Below are 26,684 nucleotides of genomic sequence, written 5' to 3'. Positions count from 1 at the left end.
TCAGCGGTTCGTGTCGGCCGTGATGTGCTCGAACAGACCCGGCCGGATACGGGTGCGCACGCCTTCGGCCCACGGCTCGGCCAGCTCCTCGACGTCGAGGGCGGCCGCGGTGTTGAGCAGCATGCCGAAGGCCAGGAACGACTTCACCGTCACCGGGTCGAGGCCCGTCGGATCGGCGACGGTGTCCCACATGCGGGCGAACCGCGTCCGGACCAGATCGCGGACTTCGCTGTCGCCGCACGCGGCGAAGCCCTGAAGCTGCAGCAAGAGCGTTGTCCGGTCGGTAAGGGACTCGTAGTAGCGCGCGCCCATCCGCGTCAGCGCGGCCAAGCCCTCGGTGCCCTCGGCCGCGGCGGCCATGCCGTCGCTGAACCGGTCGAAGGCCGCGCCGACCAGCTCCAGGAACAGCGCCTTCTTGGTCCCGAACATCCGGAACACGTAGGCCTGTGTGATGCCCGCTTCGTGCGCTATCGCGTCGACCGAGGCGCCGTGGAGCCCGTGGTTCGCGAACTCCCCCGCCGCGATCCCCAGTACCTGGGTCCGTCGTTCCGTTCCGCTCATGCGTGTGGCCACGGCGCCTAAGTTACCAGTTACTAACTACTAACTGATACCGTGGCAGCCATGGTCGAGGACACCTGGGCCGCGCTGGCCGACCAGTTCGCCGACGGCGCTTACCCCACTGTGAAGGGGCGCGTGCGCACCTACGTCATCCACCGGCAGCTGCTGGAGCACCTCCCGGCCCCGCCGGCCCGGGTACTCGACGTCGGCGGCGGCGCGGGACACCAGTCGCTCCCGCTGGCCCGCGCCGGTTACGACGTCACGCTGCTCGACCCGTCACCCGCGATGCTGGACAAGGCCCGGCAGCGGCTGCCGGAGGACGTGACGTTCGTGGAGGCCGACGGCGCGGACGCCGTCGAGGCGGTCGGCGGCAGGCAGTTCGACGCCGTGTTGTGCCACGGCGTGCTCGGCTACCTGGCGGACCCGGAACCCGTGCTCGACCAGCTGTGCCGGTGCGCCGCTCCCGGTGGGCTCGTCTCGATCATGGCGGGCAACGCCGACGCCGCCGCGGTGCGCCCGGCCATGGAGCGGCGGTGGGAGGACGCGCTGGCGGCGTTCGACACCCGCGCCGAGATCGGCGTGCTGGGCCTGCCGACCCGCGCCGACACCGTCGACGAACTCAGCGAGTCACTGCGCCGCCGCGGCGTGGAACCCGTGCAGTGGTACGGAGTCTGGCTGTTCGTCGACTGGCTCGACCTCAGCGGCGCCGACCTGGATCCGGCCGACACCGAACGCGTGGCCGCGGTCGAACTGGAAGCCGGCCGGCGGGACCCTTACCGCCGGCTCAGCCGCGTCTTCCACCTGGTGGGGCGCAAAACCTAACGGCCGGGGCGCTTCGCGGGCTCGCAGCAGCCGATCGCGCACGGCGCGCCGTTGACCGTGCAGCCGCCCGCCGGGAACGGCGACAGCTTGCGCGGCGCCACGTCGTGCGTGTGCTCGCGGATCAGCTCCACCACCAGCTCGGCGAACCGCGGGTCGCTGCCCGCCGTCGCCGCGCGGGCGAACGCCATGCCGTGCTCCGCCGCGCGTTCGGCCGCTTCGTTGTCCAGGTCCCAGATCACCTCGAGGTGGTCCGAGACGAACCCGAGCGGCGAGACGACCACTCCGGGCACTCCCGAAGCGTGCAGCGCGTCGATGTGGTCGACGATGTCCGGCTCCAGCCACGGCACCTGCGGCGGCCCGGACCGCGACTGCCAGACGACGTCGTAGGTCTCGACGCCGGCTTCGGCCGCGACGAGCCGAGCGGCTTCGGCGATCTGGCGCGAGTAACGACGGCCGCCCTCGGCCGGCGGGCCGGACGCCTTGTCCGCGCTGTCCGGCACCGAGTGCGCGGTGAAGACGGTGCGGGTGCCCGGCACGTTCCCCAGCGACGCGTGGGCGGCGCGGACGCCGTCGGCGATCGCCGAGACGAACAGCGGGTGGTCGAAGAACTGGCGCAGTTTCACCATTTCGGGGGCATTTTCGCCGACCGCGGCGCGAGCGCGTTCGATGTCCTCGTCGTACTGGCGGCAGGCCGAGTAGCCGCCGTACGCGCTCGTGGGGAAGACCAGGATCCGCTGCGCGCCGGCCGCCGTCAGCTCGCTCAGGGTCGCTTCGACCATCGGGTGCCAGTTGCGGTTGCCGAAGTGCACCGGCAGGTCGACACCGGCGGCCGCGAGCTGCTTCTCGACCGCGGCGATGGCGTCGCGGTTCAGCTTGTTGATCGGCGAGACCCCGCCGAAGTGCTGGTAGTGCTCGGCGACCTCCAGGAGCCGCTCACGCGGCACCCCCCGGCCCCGGGTGACGTTCTCGAGGAACGGCATGACGTCGTCAGGCCCTTCCGGACCGCCGAACGAAAGCCACAGCAACGCGTCGTATCCCACCTCGGTCATCTTGCCGCTGTGGCGCCCCGCACGCTGACGCGGGCTGGTTATGAATCGACCAGTCCAAAACCCTGGTACGGTGATCCCATGGCCAGGCCACGGGAGTTCGACGAGTCCGCCGCCGTCGACAGCGCGATGCACGCGTTCTGGGAGCACGGCTACGAGGCGACGTCGACGCAGGACCTGTGCGACGCCACCGGGCTGGGCCGCAGCAGCGTCTACAACACCTTCACCAGCAAGAAAGCCCTGTTCGAGCGGTCGCTGACGCACTACACCGACAGCCAGCTCACGGCCCGGCAAGCACTCCTCGAGGGCCCGGGCACGGCCGCCGAACGGCTCACCGCGCTCTTCACCACGACCATCGACGCCGAACTCGAGCGCGACCGCCGCGGCTGCCTGGTCGTGAACACCCTCGCCGAGCTCGGGATGCCGGACGACGGCATCGGCGCCGCCCTGCGCAGCGACACCGAGCGGAACCTGGCGATGCTCGGCCAGTGCGCCCGGGAAGGCGTGCTCGACGGCAGCCTGCTCCCCGGCCGGGATCCGGCCGACGTCGCGCAGTTCGTCCTCAACACCGTCACCGGCCTGAAGGTGATGTCCCGGCGCGGCACCAGCCGCGAGGCGATGTACGCCGTCGCCGATCTCGCCCTGTCCGCGCTCGTCGCCTGAGCCCCGGACCTCTTTCGACAACAGCATGCCCACGTTTTGTACTGACCAATACACAACCAAGGAGGACCCGTGCCCCTGGCCGTCTTCGTCCTCGGGCTCAGCGTGTTCGCGCTGGGCACGTCCGAGTTCATGATCACCGGCCTGCTCCCCGGCATGGCCACCGACCTCGGCGTGAGCATCCCCGACGCCGGCCTGCTGATCTCCGCGTTCGCCATCGGCATGGTGATCGGCGCGCCCCTGCTGGCGATCACCACGCTGCGGCTCCCCCGCCGCCGGACCCTGCTGGTGCTGCTCGCGGTCTTCCTCGGGGCGCACGTCGTGGGCGCGCTCGCCACCGGGTACGCGCTGCTGTTCGCGACGCGGGTCGTCGCCGCGCTCGCCTGCGCGGGCTTCTGGGCCGTCGGCGTGGCCACGACGATCGCGCTGGTGCCGGTCGAGCGGCGCGGCCGCGCGATGGCGGTGCTGGTCGGCGGGCTGACCGTGGCGAACGTCGCCGGGGTGCCCGCGGGCACGGTCATCGGGCAGCACGCGGGCTGGCGGACGGCGTTCTGGGCGGTCGCGGCGGTGACGCTGCTGGCGGCGGCCGGCGTCGCCGCGCTGGTGCCCGAAACGACCGGCGGCGGGATGAGCGTCCGGTCCGAGCTGCGGCTCTACCGGCGCGGCCGGGTCTGGCTCGCGCTCGGCGTGATCGCCTTGTGCCAGGCCATGATCTTCGCCGCGTTCAGCTACCTCGCGCCCCTGCTGACCGAGACGGACGGCCTGCCGGAATCCTGGGTCCCGGGCGTCCTCGCGCTGTTCGGCGTCGGCGCGCTCATCGGCATCACGGCCGGCGGGCGGCTGGCCGACCGGCACCCGTTCGCCACGCTCTACAGCTGCGTCGCGCTCGCGCTGGCGGCCCTGCTCGTGCTGGCCCTGACGACCGACGCGGCGGTCGCCGTCGCGGCCGTGCTCGTCTTCGGCGCCGCCGGGTTCGGTGCCAACCCGGCGCTGAACGTGCGCACCTACGCCGTGGCCGGGAACGCCCCGACACTCGTGGGCGCCAGCACGACGGCGGCGTTCAACGTCGGCAACACCGCCGGGCCGTGGCTGGGCGGCGTCGCGATCGGCGCCGGGCTGGGCTTCCCGAGCGTCGCGTGGACGGGCATCGCCCTCGGCGCGGCGACGGTCGTCGCCCTCACGATCGCGGCCGCCGTCCAGCGCGCCGACGACCGCCGCCCGGTCCCGGTCGCGGCCTGAAAAGCCGTGAAGGCCTCCTTCCCGGCCATAAGAGCCGGTAAGGAGGCCTTCACGGACAACGATCAGATACCGAGGGCGTGAACTCCGCCGTCGACCATGATCATCGAGCCGGTCGTGGCCGGCAGCCAGTCCGACAGCAGCGCGCAGACGCTCTTCGCCGTCGGGTCCGGGTCCGAGCTGTCCCAGCCGAGCGGCGCGCGGTCGCCCCAGCCGTCTTCGAGGTCCGAGAAGCCCGGGATCGACTTCGCGGCCATCGTCTTCATCGGGCCGGCGCTGACCAGGTTGACGCGGATGCCCTGCGGGCCCAGTTCCTTGGCCAGGTAGCGGTTGACCGACTCCAGCGCGGCCTTCGCGACGCCCATCCAGTTGTAGACCGGCCACGCGACCCGGGCGTCGAAGTCCATGCCGACGATCGACGAACCGCGGCCCAGCAGCGGCAGGCACGCCTTCGACAGCGACATGAACGAGTACGCCGAGACGTCCACGGCGACCTTGACGTCTTCCGCGGGAGCGTCCATGAACGGCGCGCCGAGGCAGCTCTGCGGGGCGAAGCCGATGGAGTGCAGCACGCCGTCGAGGCCGTCGACGTGCTCCCGGACGTTGTCCGCGAGACCGGCCAGGTGCTCCTGGTTGGTGACGTCGAGCTCGATCACCGGGGCCGGCTCGGGCAGCCGCTTCGCGATGGTCTTGACCAGCGACATGCGGCCGAAGCCGGTCAGGACCACCCTCGCACCCTCCTGCTGCGCGATCTTGGCCGCGTGGAAGGCGAGCGAGGCGTCGGTGATGATGCCGGTGATCAGCAGGCGCTTGCCTTCGAGCAGTCCGGGCACAGGTCCTCCAAGTCTTGTTCGGGTGTGAAGCGAGGTCAGTGGCCGAGGCCGAGGCCGCCGTCGACGGGCAGCACCGCGCCGTTGACGTAACCGGCGTCGTCCGAGGCCAGGTACCGCACGGCGGCGGCGATCTCCGACGGCTCGGCGTACCGGCCGGAGGGCACCTGCGCGAGGATCTGCTTCTTGCGGTCCTCGGGCAGGTCGTCGGTCATGTCGGTGCGCACGAACCCGGGCGCGATGACGTTCGAGGTGATGTTGCGGGAGCCGAGCTCACGGGCCAGCGAGCGCGCGAAGCCGACCAGGCCCGCCTTGCTCGCCGCGTAGTTCGCCTGGCCCGCGGAACCGGAGAGGCCGACCACCGAGGAGATGAAGACGAACCGGCCCCACTTGCCGCGAAGCATGCCGCGCGAGGCGCGCTTGGCGACCCGGTAGGCGCCGGTCAGGTTCGCATTGATGACCCGCTCGAACTGGTCGTCGCTCATCCGCATGAGCAGGGTGTCGTCCGTCAGGCCGGCGTTCGACACGAGCACCTCGACCGGGCCCTGGTGTTCCTCGACGAGCTTGAACGCCGCGTCGATCTGCTCGGTGTCGGTGACGTCCGCCTGCACCCCGAAGAGCCCTTCGGGAGCCCCGGACCCGCGGTGCGTGACGGCGACCTGGTGGCCCTGTTCGGCGAGATCCCGGGCGATCGCCAGACCGATGCCCCGGTTGCCCCCGGTGACCAAGACCGACCGTCCCACAGCGTTCTCCCTCTTTCGACCGTGCGTGAGTGACGGCAAGAGGCTATCGGCAGGCCGCTCCGGGCGCGCAGCCACGCCCGCCATACCTGCAGGTAACCGCCGTCATCGGAGCCGGGTGTCGGCAACACCACACGACAGGCGCGCGCTCCGGCCAGCGGAACGTGAGTGCGGCGGGCGGGTACCGGCCGGTAGGTCGACGGAGCGTGACGTCGCGGCCGCCGGTGCGTTGTTGCTTACACTTTCCGCGACAGTGCGACGCAGACCACAGCGCGAGCCTTCAGCACCGCCGCGCGACCGGGCTCGGCGCGATGCCGCGCTCGTGCCGGTAGACGACCTCGCAGCGTGGGCACTGGTGTGGGGCGCCGCGTGCCCGGCGTTCCGACAGCACCGCGAACGTCACCACGCCCTCGGCACCGCACATCATCGACAAAGGCTCGCCAGGCACCGGGATGCCGCGCACCCACGTCCGGTGCCACAGCCCGTCGATCACGGGATGGATCGCATCAGGATCGATGTGAATCACTGCGGACACGACTTCTCCCTGGCGGTGCGGCATGTCTGTAACACCGCCAGCACAGCGAGTGAGATGAAGTCGCTGCTCGGCATGGTCGAGACCGGCCGGCGCACGGCTTCGGTCGACCTGATCGAGGCGTACGAGCACGTCCTGGGGGTCGACATGTGGCGCAAGGACATCACGCACTCGAACCTGCTGATCGTCGACAAGGCAAGCCGGGCGGCGCTGCTCGCCGGGGTCGAACGTGGCGACCCCGGTCCCCTGCGGAACACGCCGACGGCGCACCGGACCGACGTCAGCTTGGGCAGCGTCGTCTCCGGGAAAGCCGCCGACTGGTTCCGGAGATGGGCCGTCGAGGGTGATACCGCGACGCTGCGGACCAACTCGGTGAGCGTGATCGCGAAGCTGCCGGGCCAGGAGAACGCCGACCTGGTCGTGCACGTGCTGGAGAACGATCCGAAGGTGCGACGCTTGATCGTCGCGAGCGAGATCTCGCGGCTGACCCAGCTCGACTGGACGGTCGCGCTCCAGGGCGCCGACGACCCGACGACGATCCCCGAGCCGCGGAAGCTCGCGCCGAAGCTGGCCAAGGGTGCGATCGACCCGAAGGGCACCGAGGCGCGCTGGGCGTGCACCTACCTGTTGTCGCGGATGGTGCCCGTCCTGGGCCGGTAGCCCGGCCCGGGCGATGCGCGGATGTGTCCTAAGCGGGTGTAAGGAACCCTCCTCCGGCCTTGCTGGTCGTCTCGCGGTTGGTCACCGTGAGTCGCAACACAGGAGGTCGACGATGACTACCCGGATCAACGGCACCGGCGCCGCGGGCGTGAGCGAGAAGCGCGTGATCGGCAACGTGCTGCGCGGCTCGATCGGCAATCTGGTCGAGTGGTACGACTGGTACGCCTACGCGGCGTTCACCACCTACTTCGCCAAGTCCTTCTTCCCCACCAGCGACACGACGGCGGCGTTCCTCGGGACCGCCGCGGTGTTCGCCGTCGGGTTCCTCATGCGGCCGCTCGGCGGCTGGATGCTCGGGCGGTTCGCCGACCGGTTCGGCCGGCGCCGCGCGCTGGTGCTGTCGGTGACGCTCATGGCGGGCGGGTCGCTGCTGATCGCCGTCACCCCCGGCTACCAGACGATCGGGATCGCCGCGCCGATCCTGCTGCTCGTCGCGCGGCTGATCCAGGGACTCTCGGTCGGCGGCGAGTACTCCACCTCGGCGACCTACCTGTCCGAAGTGGCCACTCCCGGCAAGCGCGGCTTCTACTCCAGCTTCCAGTACGTGACGCTCTACGGCGGCCAGCTGCTGGCGCTCGGGCTGCAGCTGATCCTGCAGGCGCTGCTGACCGAGCAGCAGCTGACGGCGTGGGGCTGGCGGATCGCGTTCGGCGTCGGCACCGTCGCCGCGCTCAGCGTGATGTGGCTGCGCCGCGGCATGGACGAGTCCGAGAGCTTCACCAAGGAGGCCGGCCAGGCCTCCGGGGAACGCGGCACGTTGCGCGCGCTCGCCAAGTACCCCAAGGAGATCGCGCTCGTCGTCGGCCTCACCCTGGGCGGCACCGTGGCGTTCTACACCTTCGCCACCTACAGCCAGAAGTTCCTCGAGAACACCGCCCACATCCCGCGCCGCACGGTCACGATCATCCTGTTCTCGGCGATCCTGCTGGCGGCGATCCTGCAGCCGGTCGCGGGCAAGCTCTCCGACCGGATCGGCCGCCGTCCGCTGCTGCTGTTCTTCGGCATCGCGGGCACGCTGCTCACCGTCCCGATCATGACGATCATGGGCTCGACGCGGAACCCGGTCGGCGCGTTCTTCCTCGTGCTGGCGGGGCTGGTGGTCGTCGCCGGGTACACCTCGATCAACGCGATCGTGAAGGCCGAGCTGTTCCCGACGAAGATCCGCGCCATCGGCGTCGGCCTGCCGTACGCGCTGACCGTCGCGATCTTCGGCGGCACCGCCGAGCTGATCGCGCAGGCGCTGAAGAGCGCCGGGCACGAGTCGGTGTTCTTCTTCTACGTCGCGGGCTGCGTCCTGGTTTCCCTCGTCGTCTACGGCACAATGCGGGAGACCTCGAAGAGCTCGGAGCTGGAGGAACGACCCGATCCGGTGGCCGCGGGCGAACGCTGAGAAAGGGATGGCCGTGCGCGTGCTCCTCGTCGAAGACGACGCCGGGGTCGCCGGCGCGCTCGCCGAGTCGCTGCACGCGCGCGGCCATCCGGTCACCAGCGTCGGCCGCGGCGCCGACGCCCTGCACCGCCACCGCGACGCCGACCTCGTCCTGCTCGACCTGGGCCTGCCCGACATCGACGGCCTCGACGTGCTGCGCAAGATCCGCGCGGTCTCGCCGGTGCCGGTCATCGTCCTGACGGCCCGCGGTGACGAACGCTCGGTCGTGCGCGGCCTGCGCCTCGGCGCGGACGACTACCTCACGAAACCCGTGCGGCTCGCGGAACTGCTGGCCCGGATGGACGCCGTCGTGCGGCGCGCGGTCGCCCGGGACGCCCCGGCCGGCGACGTCGTGCACGTCGAGGACGTCGAGATCGACCTGGCCGCCCGCCGGGTGCGGGTGGCCGGCACTGACGTCGCGCTGACCACCAAGGAGTTCGAGATCCTGGCGGTCCTCGCCACCCGCCTCGGCACCGCGGTCAGCCGCCAGCAGCTGATGGACGAGGTCTGGGGCGACGCCTACCTCGCCGTCTCGCGCTCGCTCGACGTCCACCTCACCGGGCTGCGCGCGAAGCTCGACCGGCCGGGCCTGCTCACCACGATCCGCGGCTTCGGCTACCGGCTCGGCCGGGACTGAGCCGTGCGCACGCGCCTGCTGGTGGTCCTGGTCGCCTTGGCGCTGGCGGTGGTGGCCGCGTTCGCCGTGCCGCTGCTGCTCTCCACGGCCGAGCAGCGCACCCAGGAGCTGGTCATCTCCCGCACCGCCGACGTCGACCGCTTCGTCGTGCTGGCCCAGCAGGCCGTCGACACCCGCGATCCGGCCGCGCTGGCCGCCGACGCGACGCGCTACGCGGACCTGTACGGCGAAGGCGTGGTCATCGTCGACGCGCGGCGCCTGCCGCTGGTGCAGGCGGGCGGGCTGACCGCGACCGACCCCGCCGTGCACGCGCTGGTCGAGGCGACCATGCGCAACGAGCCCGGCCCGCGCGTCGACCGGCTCGGGCCGCTCTCGACCGAACCGGCGTACTTCGCGCGGCCGGTCGGTACCGGGACCCGGGTGGCCGGCGTCGTCGTGCTGCGGGCGTCGGTGACGGCGGCCGCCGCGGACGTCGCCGCCCGCTGGGGCACCATCGCCGCCGGCGCGTTGCTGGTCGCCGTCGTGTTCGTGCTGCTCGCCGTGCTCCTGGCCCGGTGGATGGTGCGGCCGCTGCACGAGCTGGAGACCGGCGTGCTGGCCGTCGCCGCCGGGCACCGCGCGCACGTCCCGGAACGCGCCGGGCCGCGGGAGCTGCGGTCGCTGGCCGGTGAGGTCAACCGGATGTCCGAGGCCGTGCTGGAGGCCGCCGACCAGCAGCACCGACTGGTCGCCGACGCGTCGCACCAGCTGCGCAACCCGATGGCCGCGCTGCGCCTGCGCGTCGATTCCCTGGCGGGCCAAGCGGAAGGCGCCACCTACCGGGCGACCGTGGCCGAGGTCGAACGCCTCGAGAAGCTGCTGGACGGCCTGCTCGCGCTCGCTCTCGCCGAAAGCACCGCGACCCGCGTGGCGGCCGGGGCCGCGGACGAGCCGTGCGACCTCGCGTCCGTGCTCGCCGAGCGCGTCGACGCCTGGCGCCCGGCCGCCGACGACGCCGGGGCGGCGCTCGTCCCGCCGCCGGGGCACGACGAGCCGGTGACCGTCCGCTGCCCGGAGGGCGAGCTCGCGCAGATCCTGGATGTGTTGCTGGACAACGCCGTCCACTACGCGGGCCGCGGCGCGAAGATCACCACGGACTGGGAGGCCGGCGCCGAAACGGCGACGCTGGTGGTCCGCGACGACGGCCCCGGACTGTCCACTGAGGACCGGGCCCGGGCGACGGAACGGTTCTGGCGCGCCGGCGGCGAAGGCGCCCCGCGCGGAACCGGGCTCGGTCTCGCCATCGCGCACCAGCAGGTGCGCACCCGCGGCGGCGTCCTCGAACTGCGCCAGGCCGAACCGCACGGCCTCGAAGCCCGCGTCACGCTGCCGCTCGCGCAGGAGGGGCCATGACGATCACCCGGCGCACCGCCCTGCTCGGCGGCCTCGGCCTCGCCCTGGCCGGGTGTTCGTCGTCCGGTTACGCCGGTCCCGAGCGGGCGCTCACCATCGCCGCCGGCGAGCGCGGCGGTTTCTACCTCGCCTTCGCCGAGCTGCTGGCGGCGGAACTGAGCCGCGCCGAACCGCGGCTGCACGCCACCGCCGTGCCGACCGAGGCGAGCGTCGCCAACGTCGACCTCGTGCGCGGCGGCCGGGCCGATCTCGGGCTGGTGCTGGCCGACGTCGCGCAGACGGCGCTCGGCGGCGGCGCGCCGTTCACCGCGAAGGTGCCGCTGCTCGCGCTCGGCCGCGTCTACGAGAACTACCTGCAGCTCGTGGTGCGCGCGGACGGGCCCGCGCACCGGCTCGCCGACCTGGCCGGCCGCCCGGTGTCGCTGGGCGCGGGCGGCTCCGGCGCGGCGCAGCTGGGCGAGCGGCTGTTCGCCCGGGCCGGAGTCGTCGTCGACGCCCGGCACCTGCTGTTCGACGACGCCGTCCACGCGCTGGCCGACCGGCGGATCGACGCGATGCTGTGGTCCGGCGGCGTGCCGACGCCGAAGCTCGCAGACCTCACCCGCTCGACGCCGATCGCGCTGCTGCCCCTCGACGCGCTGGTCCCCGCGCTGCGCACGACCTACGGGCCGGTGTACGACCAGGTCCAGGTCCCCGAAGGCGCCTACCGCGGCGTCGGCGCGCTCGGCACGATCGGCGTCGCGAACCTGCTGGTCTGCTCCCCCGCCCTCCCCGACGACGTCGCCGCGGCAGTGGTCCGGCTCCTGGTCGAACGGGCCACGGACCTGGTGCCCGCGGAAGCCGTCGGCACGCAGTTCCTGGACGTCCGGACGCTGATCGGCACCCAGCCGGTGCCGCTGCAGCCCGGCGCGGCCACGGCGTACCGCGTGCTGCACGGCTGAACCCGCTCGCTAGATTGGCGCGGTGACCGAACCCCGCCGGCCGATCGTCGAAATGCCGCTGCGCGTGCGCTACCACGAATGCGACGGCCAGGGCATCGTGTTCAACGCCCACTACATGGCCTATGTGGACATGTGCGCGTTCGAGGCGGAGAAGGCCCTCTTCGGCTCCCACGACGAGTTCCTCGCGCACCGCACGGACGTCGTGGTCGCGGAGGCGAACCTGAAGTTCCGCGCACCGGCCCGCTACGACGAGGAACTGGTCGTGTCGCAGTTCATCGTCCGCCTCGGGACGACGTCGATGGTCCACGACTTCGAGATCCGCCGCGGCGGCGCGCTGATCAGCGAGGCGACCCTGCGGTACGTGTTCGTCGACCCGGCGACGATCCGCCCGGCCGCGCCGCCGGACGCCGTCCGCAAGCAGTACGCCGCGTTCCTGGCCGAGGGCTGAGCCGGTGTTCCGCGTTCTGTTCTACCACCCCGAAATCCCGCCCAACACCGGCAACGCGATCCGCCTCGCAGCCAACACCGGCTGCGAGCTGCACCTGGTCGAGCCGCTCGGGTTCACCCTGGAGGACAAGCAGCTGCGCCGCGCCGGGCTCGACTACCACGACCTCGCGCGGGTCCGGGTGCACGCGGACCTCGACGCGGCGTGGCAGGCGCTGCTGCCGGCGAACGTCTACGCGTTCAGCGCGTCCGCCACCCGGCTGCACACCGACGTCGCCTACACCCCCGGCGACGTCCTGCTGTTCGGGCCGGAGTCGGTCGGGCTGCCCGCCGACGTCCAGCAGGCGCCCGAGGTGACCGACCGGGTGCGGCTGCCGATGCTGCCGACCAGCCGCTCGCTCAACCTCGCCAACACCGCGGCGATCGCGATCTACGAGGCCTGGCGGCAGAACGGGTTCGCCGTTCCGGAGGCCTGACCGGCGTCCGGTAGGTTCGCCCGGTGCGACAGCAATTCCTGGGGGCGCTCATCGGCGCCGCGTTCGGTGCCGTGTTCGTCCTGGTCAACTCCGGTGACCCGCTGCCGGCCGTGGCCGGCTGGGTCCTGCGCGGCCTCGCCGTCGTCGCGCTGGCCGCCGTGGTGGTCGTCGGGTTCCGCGCGGGCGAGCGCCCCACGCTGGCGGACCGGCCGATGTTCGGGCCGAGCTACCGGGTGATCGTCATCGGCGAAGTGGTGCTGCTGATCGCCGGGTTCTTCGTGCTCAGCCTGCTCGACGCGCCGGTGCAGGCCAACGTCGCGTGGATCGCCACGATCGTCGGGCTGCACTTCGTGGCGCTGGCCTCGGCGTGGAAGACGCGCTCGATCCTCGTCGTCGGCGCGGTCCTGACGGTGCTCGGCGTCGTGGGCCTGGCGCTGCTCGGGACGGCGGCGCTGCCGTGGGTCCCGTTCGTCAGCGGCACGCTCTCCGGCGTCACCCTCCTGGCGGGGAGCCTGTACGGCGTCCGCCGCGCCTGAAAGGCGGCACTTTCACGTGAAAGTGCCGCCTCCGCTCAGGGGAGCCGCTGGCCGTAGAACAGGCTCGCCGCGGCGCCCAGCATCAGGATCAGCGTCCCGACGGCCAGCCACGGCTTGCTCGCGTCGGCGTCCTTGATCTCGTAGCCGATCTGCTCGCCGAGGTCGCCGTAGACCTTCTTCAGCTCTTCCGCGCTGGCCGCCTTGTAGAACTCTCCGCCGGACAGGCGCGCGATCTCGCGCAGCGACTCGTCGTCGACGCTCACCGGCTGGGCTTTGCCCTCGATATCGACCGAGCCGTGCGTGGTGCCGAAGGAGATCGACGAGATCGGCACGCCGGCCTGCTTCGCCGCCTGCGCCGCGGTGTAGCCGCCGCGGGCCGCGTACAGGTCCTCCGGGACGGTCTGCTTGCCGTCGGACATCAGCACTATGCGCGCCGGCGGCGGTCCGTCGGCGCCACCCACGACGCTGGAGAAGCTCTCCACCGACTGCAGGGCCGCGAAGATGCCCTCACCGGTGGCCGTGGACTGCGCCAGCTTCAGGTTGTCGATCGCCTTGATGACGCCGTTGCGGTCGGTGGTCGGGTTGACCAGCACCGTCGCCGTGCCCGCGAAGGAGATCAGCCCCAGGTTGATCCCCGGGGTCATGTTCTGCGCGAACTGCGTCGCCGCGTCCTGGGCCGCCTTCAGCCGCGTCGGCGCGACGTCGGTGGCCTCCATCGACAGCGACACGTCGATCACCAGCATCACGGTCGCCCGGTTGCGCGGCACCTTCTGCTCGGCGGTCGGCCCGGCCAGCGCCACGGTCAGCAGCAGCAGCGACAGCACGATCAGCACCGCCGGCACGTGCCGGACCCAGCCCTGGCTCTTCGGCGCGACCTTCTCCAGCAGCTCCAGGTTCGCGAACCGCATGGTCCGCTTCCGGCGCGCCCGCTGGGCCAGGACGTACCCGACGGCGACCGCGGCCACGGCGATCAGCAGCAGGAACCACCAGGGCGCGGTGAACCCCGTCAAGCTCACGCGACACCCCCGGACCAGCGCCGCTTGCGGGCGACGACGAACCGGACCATGTCGGCGATCCAGTCGGCGTCGGTGCGCAGCGTCAGGTGCGCCGCACCCGCGCGCCGCAGGCCGGCCGCCACCGTCTGCCGGTGGGCGTGGGCCGCGGCCCCGAACTCCTTGCGCAGCAAGGCCGAAGCGTGCACTTCGCGCTGTTTCCCTGTCTCCGGGTCGGCCAGCACGACGGTGCCCACCTCGGGCAGGTCGATGTCGCGCGGGTCGAGGACTTCGATCGCGATCAGTTCGTGGCGCCCGCCGAGCGCCCGCAGCGGCCGCTCCCAGGTCGGCTCGCCCAGGAAGTCGGAGATCACCACGGCCAGGCCCCGGCGGCGCGGCGGCCGGCGCAACGCCTCCAACGCGTCGGCGAAGTCACCCCGGGTGCCTTCGGGCGCGCGCGGCGTCGCGGCGATCTTGCGGACCAGGCCGCGGGCGTGCGCGAGGCCGCCGCGCGCGGGGACGCGGGTGGTCTCGGCGCCGTTGGACAGCAGCGCGCCGATCCGGTTGCCGCCGCCCCCGGTCAGGTGCGCGACCGCCGCGACCGCGCAGACCACCAGGTCCCGCTTCTCGCACAGCGCCGTGCCGAAGTCGAGGCTCGCCGACAGGTCGGCGACCACCCAGGTCTCCAGCTCGCGGTCGGCCACCGTCTCGCGGATGTGCGGGGTGGTGGTGCGGGCGGTGACGGCCCAGTCCATCCGGCGCACGTCGTCGCCGGGCTGGTACGGCCGCGCCTCGCCGGGCTCCGACCCCGGCCCCGGCACCAGGCCGAGGTGGTTGCCCTGCAGCAGGCCGTCGAGCCGGCGGCGGACGTCGAGCTCCAGCGTGCGGAGCCCGGCCTCCAGCCGGTCGCCGCGCAGGACCGGCGGGGCCCACGAAGGGCGCTCGCCCTTCTCGTTCTTCGCCATCGCCGGGTTACCTGACCGGCGCGCCCGCCGGGACCGGGCCGCCCTGCCCGGCCCCGCCCTGCGGCCGGGCCGAGACCTGCGGCAACGGCACGGTCTGCAGCACGCGGGTGATGATGTGGTCGATGGGGACGCCGTCGGCGAGGGCGTCGTAGGACAGCACGAGCCGGTGGCGCAGCACGTCCGGCACGACGTCGACGACGTCCTGCGGCAGCACGTAGTCGCGGCCGCGGACCAGGGCCAGCGCCCGCGAGGCGGCGATGATGCCGAGGCTGGCGCGCGGCGAGGCGCCGTAGGACACCCAGCCGGCGACGTCGGCGAGGCCGTGGTCGTTCGGCGTGCGGGTGGTCAGCACGAGCCGCACGACGTAGTCGACCAGCGCGTGGTGCACGAAGACCTGCGCGGCGACGCCCTGGAGGCGGACGAGCTCGCCCGGGCTGAGCACCTCGTGCGGGGTGGGCGGCGTGACGCCCATCCGGTAGATGATCTCGCGCTCCTCCTCGGCGGAGGGGTACTCGACGAGGATCTTGAACAGGAACCGGTCACGCTGCGCTTCCGGCAGCGGGTACACGCCCTCGTTCTCGATCGGGTTCTGCGTGGCGAGCACGAGGAACGGGTCCGGCATCGGGAACGTCTGGCCGCCGATCGACACGTGCCGCTCGGCCATCACCTCGAGCATCGCCGACTGCACCTTCGCCGGCGCGCGGTTGATCTCGTCGGCGAGCACGAAGTTGGCCACGACCGGGCCGAGCTCGACGTCGAACCGCTCGGCGCCCTGGCGGTAGATCCGGGTGCCGAGGATGTCGGCCGGCACCAGGTCCGGGGTGAACTGCACGCGCGAGAACGAGCCCCCGACGACCCGCGCGAACGTCTCGACGGCCAGCGTCTTCGCGACACCGGGCACGCCTTCGAGCAGCAGGTGGCCCTTGGCCAGCAGGCCGACCAGCATCCGCTCGACCAGGCGGTCCTGGCCGACGATGATCCGCTTGACCTCGAACACGGTCCGCTCCAGCAACTGGGCGTCCCGCGCCGGCGTGGCGGGCTGCTGCCCGTTCCCGCCCTCGGCGTAGCCGGGCTCGGTCACTCTGCCTCCTTGTTGAGTCCGTGCGCCGCCCCCGCGACGTTGATCACGCGGTGCGACCGTACTGCGTCCCCCGGTCGTCCGTCCGTCCGGCACGCGGACGCACGGGCAGGCCCGTGAGGGTAGCCAACACGGTGCCCGGTGTGACATCTGTGAAGCACCGGCTCAGGACAACCGGTCCAGGTCCTCGGGGGTGTCGATGTCGTCGGCCTCCCCCGGCTCGGCCGGGACGTCCACGATGTCCAGCGCGCCGAGCGTCCGGCGCAGGGCCGCGTTCTCCGGGTGCTCGGGCAGCGCGGCCCGCAGCGCCGGCACCCGCCAGACGCCGAGCAGCCACTGGCGGGCCCCCGCCGCGTCGACCAGGACCGCACCATCGGCACTGTCGGCGCCGCCGACCGCGGCCACCAGGCGGTCCACTGTGGACCGGCGGACGCCGGGCAGATCGGCGGCGAGCACGGCGACCGCTTCGACGTCCTCGGGCACGAAGAGGAGCCCGGCGGCGACCGCGGCCACCGGCCCGGTGCCCGGCACGGGCTCGCGGGTCCACACGACGTCGAAACCGGGCCGTCGCGGGCCGACCGCGATCACCCGTTCGGCGCCCTCGAGGGCGTGGATGGCGCGGGTCAGCAACGGTTTTCCGCCCACGTTCAGGGCCGGCTTGTCCACACCGGACAGTCTGCGGGCCGACCCGCCGGCCACCACGATCCCCGCGTACCGCACCCCGGGACCCTAGCGGCCCAGCACGAGGTAGGAGAAGCCCAGCACACCGCGGTAGTCCCCGACGTACTGCCGCAGCCGTTCGCCGAGCCAGGCGCGCACCTCGGACGCCCGCGGGTCGGCCGGATGGGCCAGCACCCACTCCTGCCACGCGGCCCGCGACGTCGACTCGAAGTCGTCCCATTCGAGCTGGTCCGCGACGCTCAGGTGGAGCACCTGCCAGCCCGCGGCACCGGCGGCGGCGAGCAGGTCCGGCAAGGTCAGGACGTCCTCGCCGAAGATCCCGACCGCGGCCGGGGCCGGCGGCGCGGCCCAGAAGCCGTCGCCGTAGAGCAGCCGTCCGCCGGGCGGGACCACCGTCGCGAGGCGCTCCAGCGCGGCCCGGGACGAGCCGAAGGCGTGCGAAGCGCCGACGCAGAACACCCGCTCGGCCGGGGTTTCCCAGGTCGCGGCATCCGCCTCGACGAACTCGACGTCGCGGCCCGCGGCCGCCACCCGCCCACGTTCGAGGCCGGTGACGTCGGTGTCGACGCCGACCCCGCGCAGGCCGGGCGTCCGGGCGACGGCCCGCAGCAGCAGCTCGCCCCAGCCGCAGCCGAGGTCGGTCACCGTCCCGGTGAGCGCCATGCGGTCGTGCAGCAGCTCGGCGTGCGCTTCGGACAGCGGCGTGTTCCAGCGCATCCGGGTGCGCCGCAGCGCGTTCAGTTCGTCGTCCACCGGGCGATCCTGGGCCGCGACGCTGCTGCCGTCGAGCGAGTTTCGGCGATACTCGACGCGTGACCTACACCGTCGAACCGCGCGTCGACGCCTACATCGACGCCCTGCCCGAGTGGCAGCAGGCGATCTGCCGCGAGGTCCGCGAGCTCGTCCACGCGGCGGATCCCGAGGTGACCGAGACGATCAAGCGCACCCGCCAGCCGTACGTCGTGCTGGACGGCAACATCTGCGCGCTGCTCGCGGCGAAGGACCACGTCAACGTCTTCGTCTACGACGGCGGCATCGTGCCCGACCCGGACGGCATCATCACCGCCGGGCACGGCAACAAGACCGCGCGGACGGTCGCCTTCCGCCGCGGCGAGCCGATCAACGCACCCGCGCTCACCGCGATGTTCCGGCAGATCATCGCGAACAACCGGGCCGGCGGCTGGCGCAAGCTGAAGCGCGACGCCTGAGTCAGCCGACCAGGCGCGTCGCGTACGGCATGATCCCGCCGTAGCGCACCGGGGCGATCCGGACGCGGAGCCCGGACTGCGGGGCCTCGACCATCTGCCCGCCGCCGAGGTAGAGCGCGACGTGGTGGATGCCGCCCGCGCCGCCGTAGAACAGCATGTCGCCGCGGCGCATCTGCGACAGCGGGACCCGGCGGCCGGACGTGTACTGGTAGCCGCTGTAGTGCGACAGCGACCGGACCCCGGCGAAGGCGTAGATCATCAGGCCGGAGCAGTCGAAGCCGATCTTGTTGTAGTCGCCGTAGCGGTCGGCGACGCCGCCGTCGCGGATGCCGCGGGTCGGGCCGCTCGCGTTGCCGCCGCCCCAGGCGTAGGGCATGCCGAGCTTGGACAGCGCCCGGGCGATCACGGCCTCGATCGACGCGCCGGCCGGGGCCGACGGGCGGGACCCGGCGGACGGGCGGCCACCGCCGCCACCGCCGGACGACGCGAGCGCGGCCTGCCGGGCGCGCTCGTCGTCCTCGCGCTGCTTCTGCGCGAGCCAGTCCTGGTAGCGCTGGCGCTGCCCCTGCAGGCCGTTGACCTTGGCCTGCGCGGTGTAGAGCTGCTGCTCGACGCTCGACTTGTTGGCTTCGAGGGCCGAGTTCTGCGTCTGCTGGTTGTCCTGCGCGCTGACGGCGGCGTTCTGCGCGGCGTCGGCGCCGTTCTTCGCCTGGCGCGCGGCGTCCTGCTTCTGCTGGGCGATCTCGGCGGCCTTGCGGGCCGCGGAATCCTTGTTCGACTTCTCGGTCTGCGCCTGCTGGAGCCGGTCGAGGGCGTTGAGCCGGTCGCCGCCGACGGCGTCGAGCAGCTGCGCGCGGGCCAGCATGTCCTTCGGGCTGTCGGCGCTCAGGTACGCCGAGAGCGAGCCGACCGTGCTGCCCTGCTGGAAGCTCGCGGCGGCGAACGACTTCAGGTCGGTGCGCGCCTTCTCGATCGCCCCGGCCGCCGCGTCCGCCTCGGTCCGGGCGGCCTTCGCGTCGTTCTCGGCCTGCGCCGCCGCGTCCTGGGCGGTCTGCAGGTCGACCAGCGCCTTGTTGGCCTCTTCCTGCTTCAGCTCGACGTCGTCCTGCAGCTGCGACAGCTTCTGCTCGGCCTGGGCCAGCTGGTTGGTCAGCCGGCCGACCTCGCCGGCCTTGGCGTTCGCCTGGGCCTTGCTGGAGTTGAGGTCCGAGTCGCTGGGGTTGGGCGGCGGCGGGGGCGCCGCCAAGCCCGTGCCCCCCGCGCCGAACAAGATCACCAAGGCCAGGGTGCTCACGGTCAGTCCACGGCGCCCGCTCGGCACACACCAGCCCCTGCGCCGTTCCGGCACGACCGCCACCTCCGCTCACCTGCGCACATCGCGCGTCACTGCAGTCACACCACTATCACAAGCCTCAGCGGAAACTTACACACCGTAGGCACCAATTCCCCTTATTGAGGGACCCCTTGTGCGGATGGCGCAGCCCACACCGCGTGTCGTCTTGAACCCCAAACAGGACACGCGTACTGTTTGAGGCACCGCGAGGTGTGCCATCCCGCAGCCGGTCCTACGGTGGGGGTGCGCAAGACTCGCGTCCGCCTCGTGCGGACCCTGCACGACCCCGAGCACGACACCCGAACTGACCGAACCTGACCCGGGACTCGACCGCCGCACCGGCGCGGAAGTCCATGCCACTGGAGTTAGACGTGACCGCACCTGCCAGCAAGGACAGCTTCGGCGCCAAAGACACGCTGAAGGTCGGCGACGCCTCGTACGAGGTGTTCCGCCTGAACAAGGTCGAGGGCGCCGAGCGCCTGCCGTACAGCCTGAAGATCCTGCTCGAGAACCTGCTGCGCACCGAGGACGGCGCGAACATCACCGCCGACCACATCCGCGCGCTGGGCTCGTGGGACCCGAACGCCGACCCCTCCATCGAGATCCAGTTCACGCCCGCCCGCGTGATCATGCAGGACTTCACCGGCGTCCCCTGCGTCGTCGACCTCGCCACCATGCGCGAAGCGGTCACGGACCTCGGCGGCGACCCCGACAAGGTGAACCCGCTCGCCCCGGCCGAGCTGGTCATCGACCACTCGGTGATCATCGACGTCTTCGGCACCCCCGACGCCTTCGAGCGCAACGTCGAGATCGAGTACGAGCGCAACCGCGAGCGCTACCAGTTCCTGCGCTGGGGCCAGGGCGCCTTCGACGAGTTCAAGGTCGTCCCGCCGGGCACCGGCATCGTGCACCAGGTCAACATCGAGCACCTCGCGCGCACGGTGATGTCCCGCAACGGGCAGGCCTACCCCGACTCCTGCGTCGGCACCGACTCGCACACCACCATGGTCAACGGCCTGGGCGTGCTGGGCTGGGGCGTCGGCGGCATCGAGGCCGAGGCCGCCATGCTGGGCCAGCCGGTCTCGATGCTGATCCCGCGCGTCGTCGGCTTCAAGCTGACCGGCGAGATCCCCACCGGCGTCACCGCGACCGACGTCGTGCTGACCATCACCGAGATGCTGCGCCGCCACGGCGTGGTCTCCAAGTTCGTCGAGTTCTACGGCGACGGCGTGAGCGCGGTGCCGCTGGCCAACCGCGCCACCATCGGCAACATGAGCCCGGAGTTCGGCTCCACCGCGGCGATCTTCCCGATCGACGAGGAGACCGTCCGCTACCTCAAGCTGACCGGCCGCTCCGCCGAGCAGGTCGCCCTGGTCGAGGCCTACGCCAAGGAGCAGGGCCTCTGGCACGACGCGTCCCACGAGCCGCAGTTCTCCGAGTACATCGAGCTGGACCTCTCGACGGTCGTCCCGTCGATCGCCGGCCCGAAGCGCCCGCAGGACCGCATCGAGCTGACCGACGCGAAGTCGTCGTTCCGCAAGTCGGTGCACGACTACGTCGACGGCGAAGACACCACCCCGCACACCAAGGTCGACGAAGCCTCGGAAGAGTCCTTCCCGGCCAGCGACGCGCCGTCGCTGTCGTTCGCCGAGGACGACGCCGCGCCGGTGATCGTCTCCGCCGCGAACGGCGCCTCGGGCCGCCCGACCAAGCCGGTCAAGGTCTCGACGTCCGACCGCGGCGAGTTCGTGCTCGACCACGGCGCCGTCGTGATCGCCTCGATCACCTCGTGCACCAACACCTCGAACCCGTCGGTCATGCTCGGTGCCGCGCTGCTCGCGCGCAACGCCGTGGACAAGGGCCTCGCGGTGAAGCCGTGGGTCAAGACGTCGATGGCGCCGGGCTCGCAGGTCGTCACCGACTACTACAACAAGGCCGGGCTCTGGCCGTACCTGGAGAAGCTGGGCTACCACCTGGTCGGCTACGGCTGCACCACGTGCATCGGCAACTCCGGCCCGCTCTCGGACGAGATCTCCGCGGCGATCCAGGAGAACGACCTCACCGCGGTCTCGGTGCTCTCGGGCAACCGGAACTTCGAAGGCCGGATCAACCCCGACGTCAAGATGAACTACCTGGCGTCGCCGCCGCTGGTCATCGCCTACGCGCTGGCCGGGACGATGGACTTCGACTTCGCGAACCAGCCGCTGGGCCAGGCCACCGACGGCACCGACGTGTTCCTCAAGGACATCTGGCCGACGCCGCAGGAGATCCAGGAGACCATCGACTCCTCGATCACGCAGGAGATGTTCACCAAGGACTACGCCGACGTCTTCGACGGCGGCGACCGCTGGAAGGCGCTGCCCACCCCCGAAGGCAAGACCTTCGAGTGGGACGCCGAGTCCACCTACGTCCGGAAGCCCCCGTACTTCGAGGGCATGCAGGCCGAGCCGGCGCCGGTCACCGACATCTCCGGCGCGCGCGTGCTGGCGAAGCTGGGCGACTCGGTCACGACCGACCACATCTCCCCCGCCGGCGCGATCAAGCCGGGCACCCCGGCCGCGCAGTACCTGACCGAGCACGGCGTGGAGAAGAAGGACTTCAACTCCTACGGCTCGCGGCGCGGCAACCACGAGGTGATGATCCGCGGCACCTTCGCGAACATCCGGCTGCGCAACCAGCTCCTGGACGACGTGCAGGGTGGCTACACCCGCGACTTCACCCAGGACGACGCCCCGCAGGCGTTCATCTACGACGCGGCGCAGAACTACGCGGCGGCCGGCACGCCGCTGGTCGTGCTGGGCGGCAAGGAGTACGGCTCGGGCTCGTCGCGCGACTGGGCGGCCAAGGGCACTTCGCTGCTGGGCGTGCGCGCGGTGATCACCGAGTCGTTCGAGCGCATCCACCGGTCGAACCTGATCGGCATGGGCGTCATCCCGCTGCAGTTCCCGCAGGGCGAGTCGGCGGCGTCGCTGAAGCTGGACGGCACCGAGACGTTCGACATCTCGGGCATCACCAAGCTGAACGACGGCGAGACCCCGCGCACCGTGCACGTCACGGCGACCCGCACCGACGGCACGAAGGTGGAGTTCGAGGCGGACGTCCGCATCGACACCCCGGGTGAGGCGGACTACTACCGCAACGGCGGCATCCTGCAGTACGTGCTGCGGAAGATGACGAACGCGTAAGGGTTCCTCGCTTGCCGAAAAGGCCTCCTCGCCGGTCCCGGCGGGGAGGCCTTTTCGGTACGGTGGCGGGCATGGGGGAACGCATCGAGCTCGCCGACGGCCACCTGTCCTACGAGGAACGCGGCGAAGGCCCGCCGGTGGTGTTCCTGCACGCGGGCGGGATGACCCGCGCGATGTGGGAGCGGCAGTTCACCCGCTTCGCCGGTGCGCACCGGCGGATCCGCTACGACGCCCGCGGCAGCGGCGGCTCGTCGGACCCGTCGGGTCCCTTCTCCCACCGCGAGGACCTGAAGCAGCTGCTCGACGCCTTGGCCGTGGAACGCCCGGTGCTGGTCGGCTGCTCACTCGGCAGCCGGGTGTTCCTCGACTTCGCGCTGGCCTATCCCGATCGGGCGGCGGGGCTGTTCCTCAGCTCGCCGGGGATCAGCGGAATGGAGTTCCAGGACCCATTCGTGCTGCGCCTGCTGGCCGAGGCGGGCGAGGCGGCCCGGTCGGGCGACGGCGCCGCGGTCCTGGAGTGCGTCCTGCGGTTGTGGGTCGACGGCCCGCACCGCACGCCCGCCGAGGTGGACCCGGCGGTCCGGCGGCTGTGCCGGGACATGCTGACCGACAACTTCGGCCAGGGCCACGGCGCCCCCGATCCGGGCACCGAACTGGGCGCGATCGGCCGGGTCGCGGAGATCCGCACCCGCACGCTCGTCGTGACCGGCGACCTGGACGCCACGGACATCTTCGCGGTGGCCGACCTGCTGGAGCGCGAAGCCCCGCACGCGCGCCGGGTCCGGGTACCCGGCGCCGCGCACATGGTGAACCTCGACCAACCCGACCGGTTCGGCGAGCTGCTCGAAGAGTTCCTCGCCTAAGCGGGCACGGCTTCCCAGCGCACGCTGGACACCGCAGGCTCCATCTGGGCGTCGTCGCGCCGGTCGGCGGCCAGCTCGGCGCGGACCTCGGCCGTGCGATCCTCCGGACGGTCCGTGCTCAGCACCGACAAGAGGCGGAAGTCCCTGCGCGCCAACGCTTGTACCAGCAAGGCCCGCACGCACGCCGGGTCCGGGTACCCGGCGCCGCGCACATGGTGAACCTCGACCAACCCGGCCGGTTCGGCGCACTGCTCGAAGAGTTCCTCGCCTAAGCGGGCACGGCTTCCCAGCGCACGCTCGACACCGCGGGCTCCAGCGACAGCCGGGACACCGCGGACTCCATCTGCGCGTCGTCCCGCTGATCGGCGGCCAGCTCGGCACGCACCTCGACCGTGCGATCCTCCGGACGGTCCGTGCTCAGCACCGACAAGAGGCGGAAGTCCGTGCGCGCCAAGGCTTGTACGAGCAACGCGCGGACGTGGGCCTCGGAGTCGTCGCGGGTGACGGCCTGGAACTCGTAGCGGGCCGGGGTTTCGTCGCCCGAGTCCGGGCGGCGGTCGACGACGCGGCCGAGCGGGCGCAGCACCACGTTCACCCCGACCACGACCGCCGTCCCGGCCAGGGCCACCGCGTACAACCCCGATCCGGCAAGGGATCCCACGGCGGCCGAGCACCACAGCGTCGCGGCGGTGTTGAGGCCGCGGACGTTGAGGCCGTCGCGCATGATCACGCCGGCACCGAGGAACCCGATGCCGGAGACGATCTGCGCGGCCACCCGCGTCGGGTCGGCGTCACCGCTGCCGGACAGGCCGCCGAAACCGTGGGCGGACAGCAGGACGAACAAGGTCGCGCCGACCGCGACGAGGGCGTTGGTGCGCAGCCCGGCCATCCGGGCGCGGAACTGGCGCTCGAACCCGATGACGGCGCCGAGGCCGACGCCGGTGCCCACGCGCAGCAGCATTTCGAAGGTGGTCATGATCCGGCTCTTTTCCGGCGTGCGCGCACTGCCGGACAGAAGGCGGCCGGACGTCAGCCCAGCCGGAAACCCCCGGTGAGCGCGCGCCCGGCCGTCCGATGACTGTCCGCTGGCATGTGCCGCTCACCTCGCTTCCGTACTAGTGATGATCAACCTGAGCCAGGTTAGCCGGTCCCGCGGCCCGGGTGCGGGCCGCGGGACCGGGCTCACACTCAGAAGGGCTGGACGTTCGGCTGGAACACCTGGCCGTTCGCCGGCACCGTCAGGTCGGTCAGGTACGCCGCCACGGCCTGGTCGACGCCGAGGGCGTCACCGAGGATGCAGTGGCCGAACGCGTCGACCGACAGCAGCCGGGAGTTGCCCAGCTCGGCCGCCATCTGCTGGCCGAACTTGTACCGCGTCGCGGGGTCGTAGTAGTTGCTGACCACGACGACCGGGACGTCGGTCTTCGCCTGCCACGGACCGCGGTAGACGTCCGGCTTCTTCGCCGGCCACACCGGGCAGCCCGCCGTGTCGGCGAAGGCCTGGTAGCGGCCGAAGGTGCGCGACTCGCGCTCCCACTTGGCGGCGATGTCCGGCACCTGGTCCTGCTTGATCTTGAACGGCTTGTCGGAGCAGTTGACGGCGAAGTACGAGTCGTCGCTGGTGTAGGGGCTGTCCGGGTTCTGGTCAGCGAGCCCCTGCTTGCCCTTCACGATCAGCTTGAGCTGCCGGGCCTGCAGGGTCTGGGCCTGCGCGCCCGCCGGGTGGATCGTGTCGTAGAGCGCCTGCAGGTCCTCGGCCAGGCCGGGGAACGCCGACGGCGAGTACAGGATGCTCGACACCGAACCGGTGAACGCGTTGATGTCGACCGAGCCGCCGCCGGGGACGGTGATCGGCTGCTTGCGCAGGTACTCGCGCAGCTCGTCGAACTTCGCCCGCGGGGTGCCCGAGCTGAACGCGCACTTCGCGGCGGCCTCGGCGCACTTCTTCAGGAAGCCGTCGAGCGAGACCTCGAAGCCCTGCGCCCGCTGGCGGTCGTACTCGACGCCGTCCTTGGTGCGCAGCTGCGGGTCGACGTTGCCGTCGATCACGATCGCGCGGGACTGCTTCGGGAACATCGCCGCGTAGGTCGAGCCGATGAGCGTGCCGTAGGAGAAGCCGACGTAGGTCAGCTTCCGGTCACCGACCGCCGCGCGCAGCGTGTCGACGTCCCGCACGACGTCCTTCGTGGACATGTGGTTCAGCAGCGAACCGGCGTTGTTCTTGCAGAACTGGCCGTAGTCGCGGTAGCTGGCGAGCGTGCCGGAGATCTCGGCGCGGCTCAGCGGCACCGGGACCTGGGCGCCGAAGATCTCGTCCGCGTCCTCCTGCGTGGTGAAGCAGCGCAGCGGGTTGCTCTGCCCGACCCCGCGCGGGTCGAAGCCGATCAGGTCGAAGCGGTCGAGCACCGGCGGCTGGAAGTAGTACTGGCCGCTGATCGGCATCCGCAGGCCCGAGCCGCCGGGACCACCGGGGTTGAGGAACAGCGAGCCGATCCGCGCGTCCGGGGTGCGGGCGGCGCGCTTGAGCAGGGCGATGTCGATCGTGCCCAGCGACGCGTTGTCGTGGTCGATCGGCACCCGGTAGCGCGCGCAGCTGTAGAACTTCACCTGGTCCGCGGGCACCCCGGCGAGGGTCGCGGCCGAGCAGGTCCCCCAGGCGACCGGCGCCGTGGCGCCGACGACCGCCGGCTTGACGGCTGCTTCCGGCGCGGCGACGGCGGTGCCCGCCGTGCCGGCCAGTCCCATCCCGGCCACCAGCGCCCCCACCAGCGCGAACGAGCGCACCCGGCCCCTTGTGGATCTCCGCACGACGTTTCCTCCCTAGGTCACGCACTCGCCGCGCGGTCGAGACGTCACGGCGCGTTACCCGGGAGAGACTGGCACAAACCGGTGAAAGCCGTCACCGTCCAAAAGGATGGTGCGAATCTATCGAGCCACCCGATTGAGGACGAAAACCGGCAACGGCCGCGCGGCCTCCTCCCGCTCCATCGCGTACCCCGGCCAGAACTCGAGCAGCTCACGCCACATTTCCGCGTACTCCGCGCCGGTCAGCTCGCGCGCGACGACGGCGACCGGCCGCCCGGCGAGCGCGACCTCGGCCTTCGGGTCGGCCCGCAGGTTGAGCGTCCAGGCCGGGTCGTGCGGGCGGCCCCAGTTGGACCCGGTGAGCACGAGGTCGTCGCCGTGCGGGAAGTAGAGCAGGTTCGTGCTGCGGGGCAGCCCGCTCTTGCGGCCGGTCGTCGTCAGGCGCAGGGACGGCAGCCCGGCGAGCGCCACGAGGCTCACCCGGCCGCCGAACACCCGGTGCAGTTTCTTGTCCGCCCAGACGACGAAGCCGGCCGAGCGCATCAGCCACGGCTTCGTGCCCAGGGCCCGGGCCA

At 72.0% G+C, this 26,684-nt stretch carries 29 protein-coding genes; 14 read left to right on the top strand and 15 right to left on the bottom strand.

What is annotated here, in order from left to right; genetic code table 11:
* Nucleotides 1-573: a TetR/AcrR family transcriptional regulator gene (locus OHS58_RS12280; protein WP_328648301.1), complete on the bottom strand. Its 573-nt coding sequence runs from the start codon at nucleotides 571-573 to the stop codon at nucleotides 1-3.
* Between the two features lie 48 nt (nucleotides 574-621).
* Between OHS58_RS12280 and OHS58_RS12275 the strand changes: the two genes are divergently transcribed.
* Nucleotides 622-1,380, top strand: coding sequence for a methyltransferase domain-containing protein (locus OHS58_RS12275; RefSeq protein WP_328648300.1), 759 nt, complete (start codon nucleotides 622-624; stop codon nucleotides 1,378-1,380).
* On the opposite strand, the gene OHS58_RS12270 is transcribed toward OHS58_RS12275, so the two are convergent.
* A complete protein-coding gene (locus OHS58_RS12270) occupies nucleotides 1,377-2,420 on the bottom strand; it encodes a ferrochelatase (protein ID WP_328649797.1) in 1,044 nt (347 codons plus the stop codon). The genes OHS58_RS12275 and OHS58_RS12270 overlap by 4 nt on opposite strands.
* A gap of 87 nt (nucleotides 2,421-2,507) precedes the next feature.
* Between OHS58_RS12270 and OHS58_RS12265 the strand changes: the two genes are divergently transcribed.
* A complete protein-coding gene (locus OHS58_RS12265) occupies nucleotides 2,508-3,089 on the top strand; it encodes a TetR/AcrR family transcriptional regulator (protein WP_328648299.1) in 582 nt (193 codons plus the stop codon).
* Between the two features lie 69 nt (nucleotides 3,090-3,158).
* The gene (locus OHS58_RS12260) at nucleotides 3,159-4,325 is read left to right on the top strand and encodes a Cmx/CmrA family chloramphenicol efflux MFS transporter (RefSeq protein WP_328648298.1); all 1,167 of its coding nucleotides are present in this window, start codon (nucleotides 3,159-3,161) and stop codon (nucleotides 4,323-4,325) included.
* Between the two features lie 62 nt (nucleotides 4,326-4,387).
* Here OHS58_RS12260 and fabI read toward each other — a convergent pair whose 3' ends face one another.
* The 3 genes from fabI to OHS58_RS12245 all read right to left on the bottom strand — a co-directional run bounded on the left by fabI (nucleotide 4,388) and on the right by OHS58_RS12245 (nucleotide 6,427).
* A complete protein-coding gene (gene fabI / locus OHS58_RS12255; protein ID WP_328648297.1) occupies nucleotides 4,388-5,155 on the bottom strand; it encodes an enoyl-ACP reductase FabI in 768 nt (255 codons plus the stop codon).
* A 35-nt stretch (nucleotides 5,156-5,190) separates the two neighbouring features.
* Nucleotides 5,191-5,895, bottom strand: coding sequence for a beta-ketoacyl-ACP reductase (locus tag OHS58_RS12250; RefSeq protein ID WP_326949734.1), 705 nt, complete (start codon nucleotides 5,893-5,895; stop codon nucleotides 5,191-5,193).
* 277 nt (nucleotides 5,896-6,172) lie between these two features.
* Nucleotides 6,173-6,427 carry a hypothetical protein gene (locus tag OHS58_RS12245; protein WP_328648296.1) on the bottom strand — a complete coding sequence of 85 codons (255 nt, stop codon included), beginning with the start codon at nucleotides 6,425-6,427 and terminating at the stop codon, nucleotides 6,173-6,175.
* A gap of 54 nt (nucleotides 6,428-6,481) precedes the next feature.
* Between OHS58_RS12245 and OHS58_RS12240 the strand changes: the two genes are divergently transcribed.
* From OHS58_RS12240 to OHS58_RS12205, 8 genes are all read left to right on the top strand, one after another.
* A complete protein-coding gene (locus OHS58_RS12240; RefSeq protein ID WP_328648295.1) occupies nucleotides 6,482-7,084 on the top strand; it encodes an XRE family transcriptional regulator in 603 nt (200 codons plus the stop codon).
* Nucleotides 7,085-7,196: 112 nt separating this feature from the next.
* A complete protein-coding gene (locus OHS58_RS12235) occupies nucleotides 7,197-8,534 on the top strand; it encodes an MFS transporter (protein ID WP_328648294.1) in 1,338 nt (445 codons plus the stop codon).
* A 7-nt stretch (nucleotides 8,535-8,541) separates the two neighbouring features.
* A complete protein-coding gene (locus OHS58_RS12230; protein ID WP_328648293.1) occupies nucleotides 8,542-9,210 on the top strand; it encodes a response regulator transcription factor in 669 nt (222 codons plus the stop codon).
* 3 nt (nucleotides 9,211-9,213) lie between these two features.
* Nucleotides 9,214-10,602: a sensor histidine kinase gene (locus tag OHS58_RS12225; protein WP_328648292.1), complete on the top strand. Its 1,389-nt coding sequence runs from the start codon at nucleotides 9,214-9,216 to the stop codon at nucleotides 10,600-10,602.
* On the top strand, nucleotides 10,599-11,543 hold the full coding sequence (locus OHS58_RS12220; RefSeq protein ID WP_328648291.1) for a TAXI family TRAP transporter solute-binding subunit: 945 nt from the start codon (nucleotides 10,599-10,601) through the stop codon (nucleotides 11,541-11,543). The genes OHS58_RS12225 and OHS58_RS12220 overlap by 4 nt, the downstream gene beginning before the upstream one ends.
* 22 nt (nucleotides 11,544-11,565) lie before the next feature.
* Nucleotides 11,566-11,991, top strand: coding sequence for an acyl-CoA thioesterase (locus tag OHS58_RS12215; RefSeq protein WP_326949741.1), 426 nt, complete (start codon nucleotides 11,566-11,568; stop codon nucleotides 11,989-11,991).
* Nucleotides 11,992-11,995: 4 nt separating this feature from the next.
* Complete coding sequence (locus OHS58_RS12210) at nucleotides 11,996-12,463, top strand: tRNA (cytidine(34)-2'-O)-methyltransferase (protein ID WP_326949742.1); 468 nt, start codon at nucleotides 11,996-11,998, stop codon at nucleotides 12,461-12,463.
* A 23-nt stretch (nucleotides 12,464-12,486) separates the two neighbouring features.
* Entirely contained in the window at nucleotides 12,487-12,999 is a 513-nt protein-coding gene (locus OHS58_RS12205) for a hypothetical protein (protein WP_328648290.1), read from the top strand.
* Between the two features lie 35 nt (nucleotides 13,000-13,034).
* Here OHS58_RS12205 and OHS58_RS12200 read toward each other — a convergent pair whose 3' ends face one another.
* The 5 genes from OHS58_RS12200 to OHS58_RS12180 all read right to left on the bottom strand — a co-directional run bounded on the left by OHS58_RS12200 (nucleotide 13,035) and on the right by OHS58_RS12180 (nucleotide 17,468).
* Nucleotides 13,035-14,015 (bottom strand): VWA domain-containing protein, encoded by a 981-nt coding sequence (locus OHS58_RS12200; RefSeq protein WP_328648289.1) that lies wholly within the window; start codon nucleotides 14,013-14,015, stop codon nucleotides 13,035-13,037.
* Nucleotides 14,012-14,956, bottom strand: coding sequence for a DUF58 domain-containing protein (locus OHS58_RS12195; protein WP_326949744.1), 945 nt, complete (start codon nucleotides 14,954-14,956; stop codon nucleotides 14,012-14,014). The genes OHS58_RS12200 and OHS58_RS12195 overlap by 4 nt, the downstream gene beginning before the upstream one ends.
* A gap of 7 nt (nucleotides 14,957-14,963) precedes the next feature.
* Nucleotides 14,964-16,037: an AAA family ATPase gene (locus tag OHS58_RS12190; RefSeq protein WP_247051938.1), complete on the bottom strand. Its 1,074-nt coding sequence runs from the start codon at nucleotides 16,035-16,037 to the stop codon at nucleotides 14,964-14,966.
* Between the two features lie 162 nt (nucleotides 16,038-16,199).
* On the bottom strand, nucleotides 16,200-16,754 hold the full coding sequence (mobA, locus tag OHS58_RS12185; protein WP_326949745.1) for a molybdenum cofactor guanylyltransferase: 555 nt from the start codon (nucleotides 16,752-16,754) through the stop codon (nucleotides 16,200-16,202).
* Nucleotides 16,755-16,763: 9 nt separating this feature from the next.
* Nucleotides 16,764-17,468, bottom strand: a complete 705-nt coding sequence (locus tag OHS58_RS12180; protein ID WP_328648288.1) for an SAM-dependent methyltransferase — start codon at nucleotides 17,466-17,468, stop codon at nucleotides 16,764-16,766.
* A 59-nt stretch (nucleotides 17,469-17,527) separates the two neighbouring features.
* On the opposite strand from OHS58_RS12180, the gene OHS58_RS12175 reads away from it, so the two are divergent.
* A complete protein-coding gene (locus OHS58_RS12175) occupies nucleotides 17,528-17,923 on the top strand; it encodes a DUF1801 domain-containing protein (protein ID WP_328648287.1) in 396 nt (131 codons plus the stop codon).
* Between the two features lies 1 nt (nucleotide 17,924).
* On the opposite strand, the gene OHS58_RS12170 is transcribed toward OHS58_RS12175, so the two are convergent.
* Nucleotides 17,925-19,244 (bottom strand): NlpC/P60 family protein, encoded by a 1,320-nt coding sequence (locus OHS58_RS12170; RefSeq protein WP_326960242.1) that lies wholly within the window; start codon nucleotides 19,242-19,244, stop codon nucleotides 17,925-17,927.
* A gap of 383 nt (nucleotides 19,245-19,627) precedes the next feature.
* Here OHS58_RS12170 and OHS58_RS12165 point away from each other — a divergent pair, with 383 nt between their 5' ends.
* Nucleotides 19,628-22,441, top strand: a complete 2,814-nt coding sequence (locus OHS58_RS12165) for an aconitate hydratase (RefSeq protein WP_326953191.1) — start codon at nucleotides 19,628-19,630, stop codon at nucleotides 22,439-22,441.
* A 71-nt stretch (nucleotides 22,442-22,512) separates the two neighbouring features.
* The gene (locus OHS58_RS12160) at nucleotides 22,513-23,304 is read left to right on the top strand and encodes an alpha/beta fold hydrolase (protein ID WP_328648286.1); all 792 of its coding nucleotides are present in this window, start codon (nucleotides 22,513-22,515) and stop codon (nucleotides 23,302-23,304) included.
* On the opposite strand, the gene OHS58_RS12155 is transcribed toward OHS58_RS12160, so the two are convergent.
* The 4 genes from OHS58_RS12155 to OHS58_RS12140 all read right to left on the bottom strand — a co-directional run bounded on the left by OHS58_RS12155 (nucleotide 23,301) and on the right by OHS58_RS12140 (nucleotide 26,652).
* Complete coding sequence (locus tag OHS58_RS12155) at nucleotides 23,301-23,516, bottom strand: hypothetical protein (protein WP_328648285.1); 216 nt, start codon at nucleotides 23,514-23,516, stop codon at nucleotides 23,301-23,303. The two genes, OHS58_RS12160 and OHS58_RS12155, sit on opposite strands and share 4 nt — an antisense overlap.
* 56 nt (nucleotides 23,517-23,572) lie before the next feature.
* A complete protein-coding gene (locus OHS58_RS12150; RefSeq protein ID WP_326949750.1) occupies nucleotides 23,573-24,280 on the bottom strand; it encodes an MgtC/SapB family protein in 708 nt (235 codons plus the stop codon).
* Between the two features lie 212 nt (nucleotides 24,281-24,492).
* Nucleotides 24,493-26,088, bottom strand: a complete 1,596-nt coding sequence (locus OHS58_RS12145) for an alpha/beta hydrolase (RefSeq protein ID WP_328649796.1) — start codon at nucleotides 26,086-26,088, stop codon at nucleotides 24,493-24,495.
* A 141-nt stretch (nucleotides 26,089-26,229) separates the two neighbouring features.
* Nucleotides 26,230-26,652 carry a nitroreductase family deazaflavin-dependent oxidoreductase gene (locus OHS58_RS12140; RefSeq protein ID WP_328649795.1) on the bottom strand — a complete coding sequence of 141 codons (423 nt, stop codon included), beginning with the start codon at nucleotides 26,650-26,652 and terminating at the stop codon, nucleotides 26,230-26,232.
* Nucleotides 26,653-26,684: the final 32 nt, after the last annotated feature.

This window comes from Amycolatopsis sp. NBC_00348, from assembly GCF_036114655.1.
Classification (GTDB): domain Bacteria; phylum Actinomycetota; class Actinomycetes; order Mycobacteriales; family Pseudonocardiaceae; genus Amycolatopsis.
The sequence above is the reverse complement of the archived record's forward strand: the minus strand, read 5'-3'. Positions and strand labels throughout refer to the sequence as shown.

Excerpts from the sequence above, each read along its gene's own strand:
- OHS58_RS12150 (WP_326949750.1), bottom strand. The coding sequence starts at position 24,280 with ATGACCACCTTCGAAATGCTGCTGCGCGTGGGCACCGGCGTCGGCCTC.
- OHS58_RS12160 (WP_328648286.1), top strand. The coding sequence starts at position 22,513 with ATGGGGGAACGCATCGAGCTCGCCGACGGCCACCTGTCCTACGAGGAA.
- OHS58_RS12275 (WP_328648300.1), top strand. The coding sequence starts at position 622 with ATGGTCGAGGACACCTGGGCCGCGCTGGCCGACCAGTTCGCCGACGGC.
- OHS58_RS12235 (WP_328648294.1), top strand. The coding sequence starts at position 7,197 with ATGACTACCCGGATCAACGGCACCGGCGCCGCGGGCGTGAGCGAGAAG.
- OHS58_RS12230 (WP_328648293.1), top strand. The coding sequence starts at position 8,542 with ATGGCCGTGCGCGTGCTCCTCGTCGAAGACGACGCCGGGGTCGCCGGC.
- OHS58_RS12265 (WP_328648299.1), top strand. The coding sequence starts at position 2,508 with ATGGCCAGGCCACGGGAGTTCGACGAGTCCGCCGCCGTCGACAGCGCG.
- OHS58_RS12195 (WP_326949744.1), bottom strand. The coding sequence starts at position 14,956 with ATGGCGAAGAACGAGAAGGGCGAGCGCCCTTCGTGGGCCCCGCCGGTC.
- OHS58_RS12240 (WP_328648295.1), top strand. The coding sequence starts at position 6,482 with ATGAAGTCGCTGCTCGGCATGGTCGAGACCGGCCGGCGCACGGCTTCG.
- OHS58_RS12140 (WP_328649795.1), bottom strand. The coding sequence starts at position 26,652 with ATGCGCTCGGCCGGCTTCGTCGTCTGGGCGGACAAGAAACTGCACCGG.
- OHS58_RS12220 (WP_328648291.1), top strand. The coding sequence starts at position 10,599 with ATGACGATCACCCGGCGCACCGCCCTGCTCGGCGGCCTCGGCCTCGCC.